This is a genomic window from Bacillus sp. EKM208B, from assembly GCF_011800725.1.
In the GTDB taxonomy this organism is placed as follows: Bacteria; Bacillota; Bacilli; order Bacillales; family Bacillaceae; genus Bacillus; species Bacillus velezensis.
The window spans coordinates 78,651-93,448 of sequence record NZ_JAANHO010000007.1 but is presented as its reverse complement, the minus strand read 5'-3'; the positions used below and the strand labels follow the sequence as shown (position 1 = coordinate 93,448).

12 protein-coding genes are annotated in these 14,798 nt (G+C 47.8%); 5 read left to right on the top strand and 7 right to left on the bottom strand.

What is annotated here, in order from left to right; translation table 11 throughout:
• Positions 1-5 precede the first annotated feature (5 nt).
• Positions 6-248, bottom strand: coding sequence for a spore germination protein (locus G9F75_RS13830; protein ID WP_003155595.1), 243 nt, complete (start codon positions 246-248; stop codon positions 6-8).
• Between the two features lie 14 nt (positions 249-262).
• Positions 263-523: a spore germination protein gene (locus G9F75_RS13825; protein ID WP_007408496.1), complete on the bottom strand. Its 261-nt coding sequence runs from the start codon at positions 521-523 to the stop codon at positions 263-265.
• 270 nt (positions 524-793) lie between these two features.
• Between G9F75_RS13825 and treP the strand changes: the two genes are divergently transcribed.
• The 4 genes from treP to G9F75_RS13805 all read left to right on the top strand — a co-directional run bounded on the left by treP (position 794) and on the right by G9F75_RS13805 (position 5,506).
• Positions 794-2,209, top strand: a complete 1,416-nt coding sequence (gene treP, locus G9F75_RS13820) for a PTS system trehalose-specific EIIBC component (RefSeq protein ID WP_021493878.1) — start codon at positions 794-796, stop codon at positions 2,207-2,209.
• A gap of 75 nt (positions 2,210-2,284) precedes the next feature.
• The gene (gene treC, locus G9F75_RS13815) at positions 2,285-3,970 is read left to right on the top strand and encodes an alpha,alpha-phosphotrehalase (RefSeq protein WP_167409163.1); all 1,686 of its coding nucleotides are present in this window, start codon (positions 2,285-2,287) and stop codon (positions 3,968-3,970) included.
• A gap of 21 nt (positions 3,971-3,991) precedes the next feature.
• A complete protein-coding gene (treR, locus tag G9F75_RS13810; protein WP_014417188.1) occupies positions 3,992-4,708 on the top strand; it encodes a trehalose operon repressor in 717 nt (238 codons plus the stop codon).
• 132 nt (positions 4,709-4,840) lie between these two features.
• On the top strand, positions 4,841-5,506 hold the full coding sequence (locus G9F75_RS13805; RefSeq protein ID WP_029974056.1) for an NAD(P)H-dependent oxidoreductase: 666 nt from the start codon (positions 4,841-4,843) through the stop codon (positions 5,504-5,506).
• A 35-nt stretch (positions 5,507-5,541) separates the two neighbouring features.
• Here the strand turns inward: G9F75_RS13805 and G9F75_RS13800 are convergent, their stop codons facing one another.
• From G9F75_RS13800 to G9F75_RS13790, 3 genes are all read right to left on the bottom strand, one after another.
• A complete protein-coding gene (locus tag G9F75_RS13800; protein WP_007408500.1) occupies positions 5,542-6,303 on the bottom strand; it encodes a YibE/F family protein in 762 nt (253 codons plus the stop codon).
• Positions 6,300-7,439: a YibE/F family protein gene (locus tag G9F75_RS13795; protein ID WP_100261648.1), complete on the bottom strand. Its 1,140-nt coding sequence runs from the start codon at positions 7,437-7,439 to the stop codon at positions 6,300-6,302. The genes G9F75_RS13800 and G9F75_RS13795 overlap by 4 nt, the downstream gene beginning before the upstream one ends.
• A 209-nt stretch (positions 7,440-7,648) precedes the next feature.
• Positions 7,649-11,941, bottom strand: coding sequence for a multifunctional 2',3'-cyclic-nucleotide 2'-phosphodiesterase/3'-nucleotidase/5'-nucleotidase (locus G9F75_RS13790; RefSeq protein WP_167409162.1), 4,293 nt, complete (start codon positions 11,939-11,941; stop codon positions 7,649-7,651).
• A gap of 220 nt (positions 11,942-12,161) precedes the next feature.
• Between G9F75_RS13790 and G9F75_RS13785 the strand changes: the two genes are divergently transcribed.
• Complete coding sequence (locus tag G9F75_RS13785) at positions 12,162-12,677, top strand: type 1 glutamine amidotransferase domain-containing protein (RefSeq protein WP_160216774.1); 516 nt, start codon at positions 12,162-12,164, stop codon at positions 12,675-12,677.
• A 20-nt stretch (positions 12,678-12,697) separates the two neighbouring features.
• Here G9F75_RS13785 and G9F75_RS13780 read toward each other — a convergent pair whose 3' ends face one another.
• On the bottom strand, positions 12,698-13,729 hold the full coding sequence (locus G9F75_RS13780) for a LacI family DNA-binding transcriptional regulator (RefSeq protein WP_017419112.1): 1,032 nt from the start codon (positions 13,727-13,729) through the stop codon (positions 12,698-12,700).
• Between the two features lie 135 nt (positions 13,730-13,864).
• Complete coding sequence (locus G9F75_RS13775) at positions 13,865-14,749, bottom strand: shikimate dehydrogenase (protein WP_014720860.1); 885 nt, start codon at positions 14,747-14,749, stop codon at positions 13,865-13,867.
• Positions 14,750-14,798: the final 49 nt, after the last annotated feature.

Below are 14,798 nucleotides of genomic sequence, written 5' to 3'. Positions count from 1 at the left end.
CCTCCCTATATTTGATTTGCGATCGGCATTGACGGGTTGGCGATCTGATCTTGGTCGCTCACGTCAGGGTCAAGATGGCCCGAATTCAAACATCCGGCGGCCGGCGAAAAATCCCCTAAAGAAAAGTTCGCGCCGACAAATTTGCTGTTGGCGGTGTGGCTGTTTTGTACGGTCTGACCGATATCGACGTTTCCGTTTTGCGTTGCTCCGTTTACTTTTATATTGACGACGTTAATTTGGTAAGGCATTCATAAAAACCCCTTTAATCTATAATGGGCGGCACCGGCGTAATATTTGCGGTATCTGCGGTTCCGATGGCTGTCTGGTCGTTGACATCAGGATCATTTAACAAGTTCTCCATCATCGATTCTATAGGTGACGTATCGCCGAATGAAGAGTTCAGTCCTTGTGATTTGTTATTTGTGGTGGGACTGTTGTATGCCGCTTCCCCAATCGTAATAGATCCGTTGCCAGAAATACTGTTAATCTTCAAATAGTACAGGTTGATAACAGTGGATGGCATCTCTTCACACCTCTTTAACTTAGTTGTACAGTACTGTATGCTTTTTGTGCTCCTGTTGTGAATTCCGCCCGGACATGTTCCCGATAAAACAAGAAGTCAAGGCCCGGTTCCGGCGGGGCTTTTTTTGTTTCAGGGTCTTTCGCAGTATATTTGTGATGAAAGCGCTATAAAAATAGATTGACGACATGTATATACATCATTACAATAGAGTCATAAACATGTATATACAAGTTTGCAAGACGAAATGAAAACGGTTACGGAGGGGTTGGCATGGGTGAGTTTAACCGGGCTGCGCGGCAGATCGCTGAAGCTGTCGGCGGAATCGAAAATATTGAGGCGGCGACTCATTGTGTGACGCGTTTGCGGTTTGCGTTAATAGATGAAACCAAAGTAAACCAAAAAATGCTTGATGCAATAGACATTGTCAAAGGATCTTTTGCAGTAAACGGGCAGTTTCAAGTCGTGATCGGGCAGGGGACGGTCAACAAAGTATATGCGGAATTAGTGAAGGAAACGGGGATGGGTGAAGCGTCCAAAGATGACGTGAAGAAGGCGGCAGCGCAAAAAATGAATCCTTTACAGCGTGCTGTGAAAACGCTTGCGGACATCTTTATTCCGATCTTGCCGGCGATCGTCACGGCCGGGCTGTTAATGGGTCTGAACAACATTTTAACGGCGGAAGGCATTTTCTATAGCGCCAAATCGATTGTCCAAGTATATCCGCAATGGGCGGATCTCGCCAATATGATTAATCTGATCGCGGGGACGGCTTTCGCTTTTCTGCCGGCTTTAATCGGCTGGTCGGCAGTGAAGCGGTTCGGAGGAAGCCCGCTTTTGGGCATCGTGCTCGGGCTGATGCTGGTGCATCCTGATCTGTTAAACGCATGGGGCTACGGGGCTGCCGAGCAGAGCGGCGATATTCCGGTGTGGAACCTGTTCGGCCTTGAGGTGCAGAAAGTCGGGTATCAAGGTCAGGTGCTTCCGATTCTGCTGGCGTCTTATTTACTTGCCAGGCTTGAGCTCTTTTTGACGAAACGGACGCCGGAGGGCATTCAGCTGTTGGTCGTCGCGCCGGTGACGCTTTTGGTCATCGGTTTTCTATCCTTTGTCATCATCGGTCCGATTACCTTTGCGATCGGTAACGCGCTGACGGCGGGATTGATTGCCGTTTTCGGCCAATTCTCCGCCATCGGAGGCCTGCTGTACGGAGGGCTGTATTCGGCGCTTGTGATCACGGGGATGCACCATACGTTTCTCGCGGTCGATCTTCAATTAATCGGCTCAAAGCTCGGCGGCACATTTTTATGGCCGATGCTCGCATTGTCAAATATCGCTCAAGGATCGGCGGCTTTGGCCATGATGCTGATTACAAAAGATAAAAAACAGCGGGGGCTTTCACTGACGGCCGGCATTTCCGCATATTTGGGCATTACCGAGCCGGCGATTTTCGGCGTGAATCTGCGTTACAAATTTCCGTTTGTGATCGCCATGATCAGCTCGGGAATCGCGGGGATGTTCATCTCCGTCAAAGGCGTTCTCGCAAGCTCGGTCGGAGTCGGCGGCGTGCCGGGGATCTTCTCCATTATGAGTCAGTACTGGGGTCCGTTTGCGATCGGAATGCTGATCGTGCTGATTCTCCCGTTTGCGGGAACATACGGGTATGCGCGGCTGAAACGGCAAAAATAGAAAACCTGCGGGGCGCCTTCTATCAGGCTGTCCCTTTTCCCTTTCAATTCAAAACATTACAGGCGGTGAAGAAAAATGAAAACAGACAGCACATCATGGTGGAAAAAGGCAGCAGTATATCAAATTTATCCGAAGAGCTTTAATGATACGACGGGAAACGGGATCGGTGATCTGAACGGTATTATCGAGAAGCTTGATTATTTGCAGAAGCTTTTGATTGATGTCATTTGGCTTACGCCGATTTACGATTCGCCGCAGAATGACAACGGTTATGACATTCGCGATTACTGCACCATTTATGAAGAATACGGAACGATGGAGGATTTTGAACGCCTTCTCGATGAAGCGCACAAAAGAGGAATCAAGGTCGTCATGGATCTTGTCGTAAACCATACATCAGTCGAGCATCGGTGGTTCAAAGAAGCGGTCTCGTCACCCGACAGTCCGTATCGGGATTTTTACATTTGGAAAGACGGAAAGGAAGACGGCCGGGCGCCGAACAACTGGGAATCAAAATTCGGCGGTTCCGCTTGGGAGCTCGACCCGGTGTCAGGCCAGCACTATCTGCATTTATTTGATGTGTCGCAGGCCGATTTGAACTGGGAAAATGAAGAGATGAGAAAACAGGTTTACGACATGATGCATTTTTGGTTCCGAAAAGGGATCGACGGCTTCCGGCTGGATGTGATCAACCTCATTTCTAAAGACCAATCGTTTCCTGATGCCGAGGATGGGCGTGACGGGCGCCCTTATTATACGGACGGGCCGCGCGTGCACGAATTTCTCCATGAGATGAACCGGGAAGTGTTTTCGAAATATGACAGCATGACGGTCGGTGAAATGTCCTCGACAACGGCGGACCACTGCATCCGGTACACAAACCCTGAGAATAAAGAACTCGATATGACCTTTAACTTTCATCATTTAAAAGTGGATTATCCGAATGGTGAAAAATGGGCGCTCGCTCCGTTTGATTTTCTGAAGCTGAAACGGATTTTAGCGTTTTGGCAGACGGAGATGCAAAAAGGCGGAGGCTGGAATGCATTATTCTGGTGCAACCATGACCAGCCGCGGGCCGTATCCAGATACGGAGACGACGGCGTATACCGGACGAAATCAGCCAAAATGCTGGCGTCGGCCATTCATATGATGCAGGGCACGCCTTACATTTATCAAGGTGAGGAGATCGGCATGGGCAATCCGAAATTCGATGACATCGGCTCATACCGCGATGTCGAATCATTGAACATGTACAAAAAGATGAAGGAAGAAGGCGTGCCCGAAAATGACATTATCGCCATTTTAAAAGAGAAATCAAGAGACAATGCAAGAACCCCCATTCAGTGGAACAGCGGGCCGCACGGCGGTTTCACGACGGGAACGCCTTGGATTCCGGCGGCGGATGATTATCGGGACATTAACGCGGAAGCGGCTTTGCGGGACCCGGATTCAATTTTCTACCATTATCAGAAGCTCATCAAGCTCAGAAAGGAATATGACATCGTGACTGAAGGAACGTTTGAGCTGCTTGCTGAAGACGATCCGGCGGTTCTGGCGTACGTCAGACACGGCAAGGATGAAAAACTGCTGTGCATCAACAACTTCTACGGGAAAGAAGCTGACTTTACGGTTCCGCTTAAAGACACGGACGGCTGGCGGTTTACGGTGCTGCTGACGAATGATGAACCGAGGGAAGGGCGGCCGGAACGATTGACGCTCCGTCCGTATGAATCGATCGTTTATCATCTGACAAAAGCGTGATACACTAATCTGGGTGGTCAAATGAAAGTGAATAAATACATCACAATCTATAAAGATATGGTGCGGCAGATCGAAAGCGGCCAGCGGAAGGCTGAAGACGTTCTTCCGTCTGAAAATGATTTGTGCGATCAATACGGCACATCACGAGAAACCGTCCGCAAAGCGCTCAATATGCTGGCGCAAAACGGCTACATCCAGAAAATCAAAGGCAAAGGCTCCGTCATATTAGATAGAGAAAAAATGCGTTTTCCCGTCTCAGGCCTGATCAGCTTCAAAGAGCTTTCGGAAACGCTCGGAAAAGAGACGAGAACGATGGTTCACCGTCTCGGGCTGATCCTGCCTCCCTCAGAAGCCGCAAAAGAGCTTGGTACAGAAGCGGATGAAAAGGTGTGGGAAGTCGTCAGATCAAGACGGATTGACGGAGAACATATTATTTTGGACAAGGATTACTTTGTGAAAAAACACGTGCCTCTATTGACGAAGGCGATTTGTGAAGATTCGATCTATGAGTATCTCGAAGGAGAGCTCGGCTTGTCCATCAGCTACGCGCAAAAGGAAATTGTCGTGGAGCCGGCGGGGGAAGAGGACCGGAAGTATTTGGATCTCGGCGGATTCAGCCATATGGCGGTCGTGAAAAACCGCGTCTTTTTGGAGGATACCAGCCTCTTTCAGTACACGGAAAGCCGGCACAGGCTCGATAAATTCCGTTTCGTCGACTTTGCGAGAAGAGAAAAATAAAAACGGACTGCCGCGGCAGCCGTTTTTTTTGTCAGTATCAAAATGAATACTATCCAACAAAAATGTGCGTACTGGTACTTTCAAAAATAATGGCTACAATAGTACATAACGATTGAAAAGGAGAGATCATGAATGTCAGATAAAAAACAGCAGATCATCGAAGCGTATCAATTCAGACACGCCACAAAGGAATTTGATCCTGAGAAAAAAATTTCAGAAAGCGATTTTGAATTCATTTTAGAAACGGGAAGATTATCCCCAAGCTCACTCGGTTTGGAGCCTTGGAAATTTGTCGTCGTTCAAAATCCGGAGCTTCGTGAAAAACTCCGCGAGTTCACATGGGGCGCGCAAAAGCAGCTGCCGACCGCAAGCCATTTCGTACTTCTGCTTGCCCGGACGGCAAAGGATATCCGTTTTGACGCCGACTATGTCAAAAATCACTTGCGGGAAGTCAAAAAAATGCCGGAAGATATGTATGAAGGCTATATCAGCAAAACGGAAGACTTCCAGAAAAATGATTTCAATCTGCTTGAATCAGATCGCGCACTGTTTGACTGGGCATCCAAACAGACTTACATCGCCCTCGGCAATATGATGACAGCCGCTGCGCAGATCGGAATCGACTCCTGCCCTGTAGAAGGCTTCAACTACAAAGAAATTCACCGGATTCTTGAAGAAGAAGGGCTTCTGGAAAACGGAAGTTTCGACATCTCTGTTATGGCCGCATTCGGCTACCGTGTCAGAGACCCGCGCCCGAAAACAAGATCTGCCTCAAAAGACGTTGTAAAGTGGGTATAAAATAAAAAAAGCTGCCGGGCGTGTCCCGGCAGCTTTTAACGTTTATTTGGTTTTGCTAAAAAACAGGCGGTGATCCAGGACGTAACGGGAATGATGATGCCGATCCCGATTCCGGCACAAAGAATGGTGACGGCTTCCGCACTGAATACTTTTGAGTTCACTATTTTTTCAGCTGAGTATGATAAGTCTTTAAACCAGATAATTAAAGCCAAATAGCTGCCGAAAAAAGCAAAGAATAACGTATTCGTATTCGTTCCTAAAATATCTCTCCCGATGCTTAATCCGAATGTGTACAGATCTTTTCTGCTCATGGACGGATTATGACTGTAAATTTCCCGCATGGGTGAAGTAATGGAAATCGCGACATCGGTAATCGCCCCAATCGTGCCCATGATGATCATGGCTGCGGTAACCTTCACAAAATCCACCCCGACAAACAGTGTGAATATGCCGATATCACCCAATTCTTCTTCACCGAATCCCTGAATCGAAGTATGTTTTGTTACGGACATAATAAAAAACAGCAGCAGTACAATCGTCAGCATTGCAGAAATAAAGGCGGTTACGGTTTTGACGTTTCCTCCATTAATATAAAAAAGAGTAATGCTGCAGATCACGGCGGAAGAGAGCAATGTTAAAACAATCGGATTGATATGCGGGTCTGTCATGAAAATGATGGTGAGAAAGAGAACTCCGAAATTTAAGAATAACGCAATAAAAGACCTCGCTCCTTTTTTTCCGCCGATGATGACCATTAATAGAAATAAAATCGCCGCGAGAATTACGATGACATTCATGAGCTTGCCTTCTTTCGTTTAATAAAAAAGATAGAAGCATACAGACTGGCGGGTATGGCTAATACGATTCCGATCCCTCCGGCCAATGCTCTGGCTATTTCCAAGGAAATGTTCATAGAAAGAGTGAATCCTATCGGGGAATCATTTTTCAAATACAAAAGCATCATCGGAATAGAGCCGCTTATATAAGCAAAAAACAGAATATTGGTCATCGCCCCCATGATGTCTTTTCCGATCTCCATCCCGGAACGTCTGAGAGCTTGTAATGAGATACCCTTGTTTTCTTCATATAATCCGAAGACAGATGACGTCATGGTAATGGCTACATCCATGACCGCTCCCAGTGATCCGATAAATACCCCGGCCATAAACACCGTGTGATAAGGGCGGGTTAAATACTGCATTTCCTCATATCTGAGACCTTTCTCTCCGGTTGCCAGCATTACCAGATACGTAATCAGCAGGGAAACGAAAGTGCCTGCGAGTGTCGCGGCAATGGCGGCGTATGTTTTCGCGTGAAAACCGCTGACAAGCAGCAATGAGATGACAGTAAAGATGAGAATACAGATACCGCAGATGAAAATTAACCCTATATTAGGATGCTTCCTGTACAAATCTAATGCAAACGACAGTAAAACGGCGTTAAACATCAGGCTGACGATCGAAAAGAAGCCTTGTTTTTTGCCGACGATAAGCAAGGTGAAGATGAAAACCCAAGCGATCAGCAAAAGCTGTTTATCCCGTTTTTTATCTATAATGCTTCCCGATATATCTTTGTTTGATGGTTTCCCTTTATCAATAGAAACGAATACTTCATCGCCAATCGAATATTTCTGATCGTTCGCTCCGGATGATGAATACTGATTGGACAAATGAATGAGCTGTCCTTTCTGACTGCCGTTTTCAAGTCTGGCAGTGATCGTCTGATTGAAAATCTTATCTTTGTTTTTATGCATGTCTTGTACGTCAGACTGATGTTCCAATGTTGTTTTCGTCACTTTGGCAATCGGGCGCTCATAAAAAGAAGCGTTGTGAGTGACGAAAATGAGCGAGCTGATAAAACAGAGCGCTGTTATCACGTAAAACAGCTTTTTCTTGTAAGACATGCGGTTTTGTTTGTTTCCTGTTATCTTCAAAAAAAGTCCTCCAAACAGGCGGCGCCGTGTGAAAGAGAGGCCCTGCCGTGAAGTGTTAAACGATGCGGATGCAGTCTTTCGCGAATAACGTTCATATTTTATCACTCGGCCGTACGGCTGTCGACTCAGAGGGGGACCGAGATAAAAAGCTCCCCTGAAATCAGATCAGGAGAGCTCTTGGGATGAACCGCCCGATAAAAGCGGTCTTTTTATGCTTCGTTCACTTTTTTTGCTTTTCTTCTTTGATACAGATACAGTGCGGTTCCGAGCGCGCTGATGAGTAACCCGGCAAGAAGGATGGAATACATCGTTGTGGCCGTATCAGGAAGCAGGCCGCCCGGCGATACTCCGTCCTGCGCAGGGCCGGATGACGGTTTTTGTCCGCTTGGCTGCTTTCCGGAGCCGTGATCTCCGCTTGTCGGCGGCGCGCTCTTCGTGTTTGCGTTTAATATGGTGTATTCACTGAAATGATTTGTATAGCCCGTGACGAGATCGTGTGAAACCGAACCGTTGTCTGTTTTTGTATAGACGTTCTTTTTCCGGTCTACATGGTAAATGCCCGGCTGTTTCGCCTTTTTCGTATTCTCAATGCGCAGGGTGAGCTTTACCGGCGCTTTGAATGTTTTGATGTCTTTGTTTTTCTGCTTCATTGTAAAGTCGTATACATTTGAAAGCGCCCCGCTTACTTTTCCTTTCGGCGTCACGCCGAATCGTGTATCAGCTGAAGCAGCGTTTGCCATCGGCATTTTCATGCTGAACTTGTCATGCAGGATCGTAAGGGAAGAATCCGATGTTCTGTCCTTTAACAGGCCGATTTGTTTTTTTGTCACGCTGAGATCAATCGGCTTTTTGGCGCCGTCATTCTTATCGTAATACACGATCGGCGTGTTAGCGTTTTTGGCATAGACGGCAAATGCGCTGTCATCTTCAAGCGTCCACGAGCCGTTTTTTTGTTTCGTCGGCAGGTACACTTCCTGCGCGCGGCCGTCAACTTTCGGTTCCACCGCTTTTCCCGCTTTTTCAAGCTGCTCGGTGAAGACCTCATAGTCGACAAAGCCAAGGTCTTCTTTATGGGACGCTTCGTTAAAGACGGAATATCCGTCTCCGCCTTCACCGACAAAGTTACTGGTGGCGACTCTGTATGTCTTCTTATCAGAAATCGGCTTTACGCTGCCGTCATCCTGTACGGCCGCAGCTTGAAGAACGCGGTGTCCCGGCTTTTTATTCAGTGTAAACGTGTATGTTAAACCGGCAACTTGAGGGAAGGCGCCGCCTTGAGCCTCAATTCCGCTTAACCCTTGTTCCAAGGCTTGTTTGATCTGTTTTCCGGTTAAATCCGCGACGTAAAGCGTGTTGCCGAACGGCATCACATTCAGCACATCGCCGAGTGTGATGTCTCCTTTATCAATGCCCGCTCGGATGCCGCCCCCGTTTGTGATCGCGATTTGGGCGCCGGCCGCTTCCTTCGCTTTTTGCAGCATGCCGTCTGCGATGAAGTTTCCGAGATTGGTTTCTTTGGAGCGGACATGCTCGCGCTGGCCGTCAAGTGCGACCTTCGTTGAACCGACTTTTTCATTTTTGACTGAGACGAGCTCTTTTTTAAACGGATCAAGCTCTTTTTTCAGATCCGGGTCTTCTTTCGTCTGCTCGTTCACCGGCAGCGCCTGAAGAGAGGATTGTTCCGGCAGGACGACGCCGTTTTTGTCAAATGCGACATCGACACGGCCTAAATATTCGCCGTATTCTTTTGCCTGGGCGACGATGGTCGGCTCTTCGTTTTTGACAATTTCCATTTTATCTACAAGCGTATGCGTATGTCCGCCGACGATTAAGTCGATGCCTTTTACCTTTTTTGCGAGATCGAGATCACGCTGATGCCCGATATGGGTCAGGGCGATAATTTTATTGACATGTTCCTTGTTCTGTATTTCTTTTACCGTATCTTGTGCGGATTGGAAGGCATCATGAAAGACAATGCTTTTTCCCGGGCTTGATGTGACGGACGTATCTTCTGTCGTTAAGCCGAATACGGCGACTTTTTCTCCGTTTACATCAAGCAGAATGTATGGATAGATGCCTGCTTTTTTCTTTTTCCCTGCCGTAAATGTGCCTGCTTTTTTCATGAATGGTCTGAGTTTTGACTCTTTGGACACATCGACATTTGAGCTGACGAGCGGAAAGTCAGGCGCTTGAAAATTGTATTTTCCGGACGGATCAGCCGCGCTCCCGTTACCGCTCAGGAAGCTGGCGAGAGCACCCGGACCTTTATCAAACTCATGATTTCCGAAGGTCATTGCGTCGTAGCCCATGCTGTTCATCAATTTTAAATCAGCCAGCCCCTGCCACTTTGTGAAATAGAGATCGCCTGAGAAAACGTCTCCCGCATCCAGTAAAATGCTGCGGTCGGTTTCGCTTCTGATTTCTTTGATTTTCGTCATCCGCCTCGCCGCGTTATCAAGGTGGGCGTGCGTGTCGTTTGTATGCATAACGGTGAGTTTCCATGCATCATCTTTCGGCGGCTTTGTGCCCGGTTCATCATCTTTGAATTGGAGCTTGTACTGTCCGTAGCCCGCGTTTTGTGATTCACCGATATAGGCGACGTCATCTGCGCGGTCGGCAAACGGCTTTGCAGCCAAGGAAGATTCAAATGTCAGGTTTGTCCCTTTGACCGGAAGGATGGACCAGTTATGATCAGCCTGCGGATTAATCGTTTTCTGCTGGATGATGTAATCCATTAAGACCTGCCTGTTCTCATCGGCAGAAGAGTATACGATTTTATCATTGCTTAAGTGAGGGAATCCTCCGCCGCCTGAAGCGCGGTAATTATTTGTGACGATCAGAAATTCCTGCTTGGCGCTGACGGGCTTTCCTTGATAAGAAAGGTTGACGATCCGGCTTGCATCGGGATGAATGACTGTTCCGTTTTCGTTGTATTTCGCCGGTTTTGTGACATCGACCTGATAGGTGACACCGTCAATGACATCAAAATTGTATGAGCGGTAGGCGTCATTTAAAAGCGCTTGGCTGCCGCCTTTTGCCTGATCGATCTGATTAAATTGCCCCGCGGACATTTCGAGCCAGTCTTTCACTTCGCTTCCGTTCAGCTTGACGATCTGAACCGTGTTGTCATACAGGTACAAATCGCCGATGTTTTTGATGGCGAGGTCGCCAGCGGAAATGTTTGTATAGTAATTTGAGCCGTTCCGCCCGCCGGCTTTAAACGGAGCGCCCGCCGAGAGGATTGGCAGATCTTTGTATTCCGTATCCTTCATCTTATTTTCGGCGTACCATTTTTGCGCATCCGTTACGATTTGAATGGACGGATCATCTTTGACTTGGGCGAAGAAACTGTTGATATCGGCTTTTGTCTGGCCGACGGGTTCTCTGATGTATTTCAAAGTGCCTTCGTGCGCTTTTTTGACGGTATTGACGACGGTTTCGTTTTCCGACGTCACATTGCCGGCAATCGGCTCGATGCTGCCTTTTGCATCTTCCACATGCCACGCGCTGTCTGTTTTTTCAAGCCGGAGGTCGATGACGCCCGCATATTTGCCCCAGCTGCTTGACATAACAACGGGGATGCCGTTAATCGTGCCTTTATCGACGTCGAATTGATCAGCGCCTTTGTATTCGGCATCAGGGAAAAGCCCGTGCTGATGGCCGGATACGATCGCGTCAATTCCGCCGACTTTCGTTGCCAGGTCAAAAACGGCGTTTTCCGCTCCGGAAGACTGCGCTTTTTTTTCGATGCCGCTGTGGGCGAGTGCGATGACGATATCGGCTCCTTCAGCTTTCATTTTCGGAACGGTTTTCTTTGCGGATTCCACAATGTCCTCGACCTGAACGCGGCCTTCGAGATTTTTCTTATCCCACGTCATAATTTGGGGAGGAACAAAGCCGATGTAGCCGACTTTTATCTGATGCTTGCCGCCGTTTTGATCCGTGACGGTTTTGTCTTTTATGACATAAGGCGTATAACGGTTTTCGCCGCTTAATGTTTTCACATTGGCGTTAACGATCGGATAATCAGCGCCTTTGATTGTCCCGTCCAGAAATTCAAGCCCGTAATTAAATTCATGATTGCCGAGTGTTCCTGCGTCATAATGCAGACTGTTCATCACTTCAATGATCGGATGGGTCTTTGCGCCTGAAATGATATCATTTTTCTCATATTTTACGGCGTATTCTCCGAGGGGATTCCCCTGAATCAGGTCTCCGTTATCGACAAGCAGCGTATTCGGATTTTCGCGCCTGTGCTTCTCAATAAGCTGAGCCGTTCTGGCCAGCCCGAATTCCGTTGTCGGTTTGTCGCTGTAGTAATCGTAGTCCATCATGTTAGCGTGAACGTCAGTTGTGGCTAAAATGCTGAGATTCACACTGGAGGATTTGTTTTCTTCTGCTTTAATGGGTGATGTTGGGAGGATTAGACTAAGTATCATAACTAGGGGCAGCAGAATACGGAGTGTCATATTGACGCTGCATCGTCTTTTCTGTATTCTCACCTGTTCTCCACCTTTCAACAAATTTTGTCATGCAGTACCATTGTAAGAATATTTTGTGAAAGTTCATATAGATTTCATGATGATTCTTGTAAAAAGATGAAAAATGAGGATAATGACCTATGTAAAACGGATGAGCGGCAAACGCGTTACTTATGTTTGATGTTAGTGTGGCTGGGGTACATGGATTTATGTAGACTTCATCAAGCAGGAGGTAGTAACTATGGGTAAAAAAATTGCAGTTGTATTAACGGATTATTTTGAGGATGTCGAGTATACTGAACCTGCGAAAGCTTTTAAAGATGCGGGTCATGAATTAACCGTAATTGAACAGGAAAAAGGAAAGACAGTCAAAGGCAAACAAGGGGAAGCGGAAGTGAAAGTGGACGCGTCCATCGATGATGTGAATCCGAAAGACTTTGACGCATTGCTGATCCCGGGCGGATTCTCTCCTGACATGCTGCGTGCGGATGACCGTTTCATCCAATTTGCCAAAGCGTTCATGGATGATAAAAAACCGGTGTTCGCCATCTGCCACGGACCTCAGCTTCTCATCAACGCGAAAGCATTGGACGGGCGCAAAGCGACAGGGTTTACTTCAATCCGAATCGACATGGAAAACGCGGGCGCGAATGTTGTGGATGAAGAAGTCGTCGTCTGCCAGAACCAGCTGGTTACAAGCCGCACACCGGATGACATTCCGGCATTCAACCGCGAATCATTAAAACTGCTTGCGTAATATAAAAGCGGAGCGCCGTATCAGGCGTTCCGCTTTTTTTGTGAAGATTCCCGGATGACCAGCTCAGGCGCCAGAATAATGCGTTGTTTTTTGTGCTGGGAGCTGGTGATTTTATGATGCAGCAATTGAGCCGCTTCTTTTCCCGACTGCCGCGGAAAGGAAGAAACGGTTGTAAGCGGGGGATAAGAAATTTCAGCTTCCGGCACGTTATCAAAGCCGATAATGTCAATATCTTCGCCCGGAACGAGCCCGGCTTTTCTGATCCCTTGCATGACGCCGAACGCGACCAAATCACTGAAGCAGAAAATTGCGGTCGGGCGCTCAGACCGGCGGAGGAGCTCCGTCACGGCTTCACAGCCTGCTTCGCGGGTCGGCGCGCTGTCAATGACATATTCATTTTTCACTTCCAGATCCGCTTCACGGAGCGCTTTTTTAAACCCTTTCATACGCTTCGTCCATGTTGATGAGTGCTTCACGCCGCCCAGAAACGCAATCTCCTGATGGCCTTTCTCAATGAAATGACGCACTGCCTTATAGGTGCCTTCCTCATAATCGGCTCCGACAAAATCACAATCTGCATCGGCAATCTCCCTGACGGCGAGCACGACCGGAATGTCAAGCTGCTCAAGGCGGGAAAGGGTTTCCTCAGCTGTACCTGAAACCGGACACAAAATCAATCCGCCGACCCTGTGCTCCAGCATGGTCGAGATCAGCTGCTCCTGCTTGGCGACGGAATCAAATGTCGTGCCTAACAGCACCGTTAATCCGACTTCCTCAAGCGTATTCTGAACGCCGATCAGAAACTCTGAGAAAAACGTATTGGAAATGTCAGTAATAATCAATCCTACCGTTGTGGACGTCTGTGATCGTAAATTCGCGGCGACCCGATCATATACGTACCCCAGCTCCCGCATGGATTGCAGCACTTTCTCACGGGTCGCTTCGGAAATTCGCGGATTGTTGCGGACGATTAATGAAGCGGTGGATGTTGAGACGCCGGCATGTTCAGCGACCTGCTGCAATGTCACCCGGCGTTTTTTTTGCTGTTTCATACGTCGCATTCCTCACTTGGTTTTTATTCGTTACATCCATTATAAGCGTTTTGGCGCATGAGAAGAAAGAGAGAGGGGAGAAAATGACAAAGCGCCGGAAGACGGATTGTCCTTCGGCGCTTCTATTACAATAGGTTATTCAAACATTTGCTCTTTAATATACTGAACCGGCATTTCACGGCCTGTCCAATATTCAAACGCCATGGCGCCCTGCCAAAGCATCATGCCGAGGCCGTTAATGGTGCTGCAGCCGGCCGCTTGAGCTTGTTCAAGCAATTTCGACGTAACGGGGTTGTAAACGACGTCTGTCACAATCAAATCAGGACGGAGCATGGATGTATCTTCAATGACGCTCAAGCCTTCAAGCGGTTTCATGCCGACACCTGTTCCGTTTGTGAAAATATCGCTTGAAGCGATTTCAGCACGCAGCGCATCTTGATCTTCGAGCGGGAAGACTTTCGCTTTGCAAGAAGATCCCTTCATTTCTTCATTGATAATGCGGACGTTTTCTTCCGCTTTTTCGAAAAACGCGTCATTACGGGCGAAAATAGAGATTTCTCCGAGGCCTTCCAATGCGGATTGAATCGCTATCGGAGTGGCGGCCCCGCCGGAACCGACCAGCGTCATTTTTTTGCCTGTGATATCGATGCCGTGTTCTTTTAAGTTGCGGACGTATCCCATACCGTCAGTCGAGTGTCCGATCAGTCTGCCGTTTTCATTAACGACTGTATTCACCGCGCCGGTGAATTTCGCTGAATCCGCGAGTTCATCGAGGTAAGGGAGAATGTTCATCTTGTTCGGCATCGAGACATTGAATCCTCTGACGTTTAAGGCGCGCATTCCCGTTACCACATCTTCCAGCTGTTCATTGCCAACTTCAAACGCGAGGTAAGCGTAGTTCAATCCTAATTTTTTAAACGCCAGGTTGTGCATCGCCGGAGATAAAGAGTGTCCGATCGGTGTCGCGAATAATCCGATAAGCTGAGTTTTTCCGTTAATCCGTCCTAAATCTTTCTTCATGATGTATTCCTCCGTTAGTCCATTCATTTGTTTTTCATCCCGCTTTGAG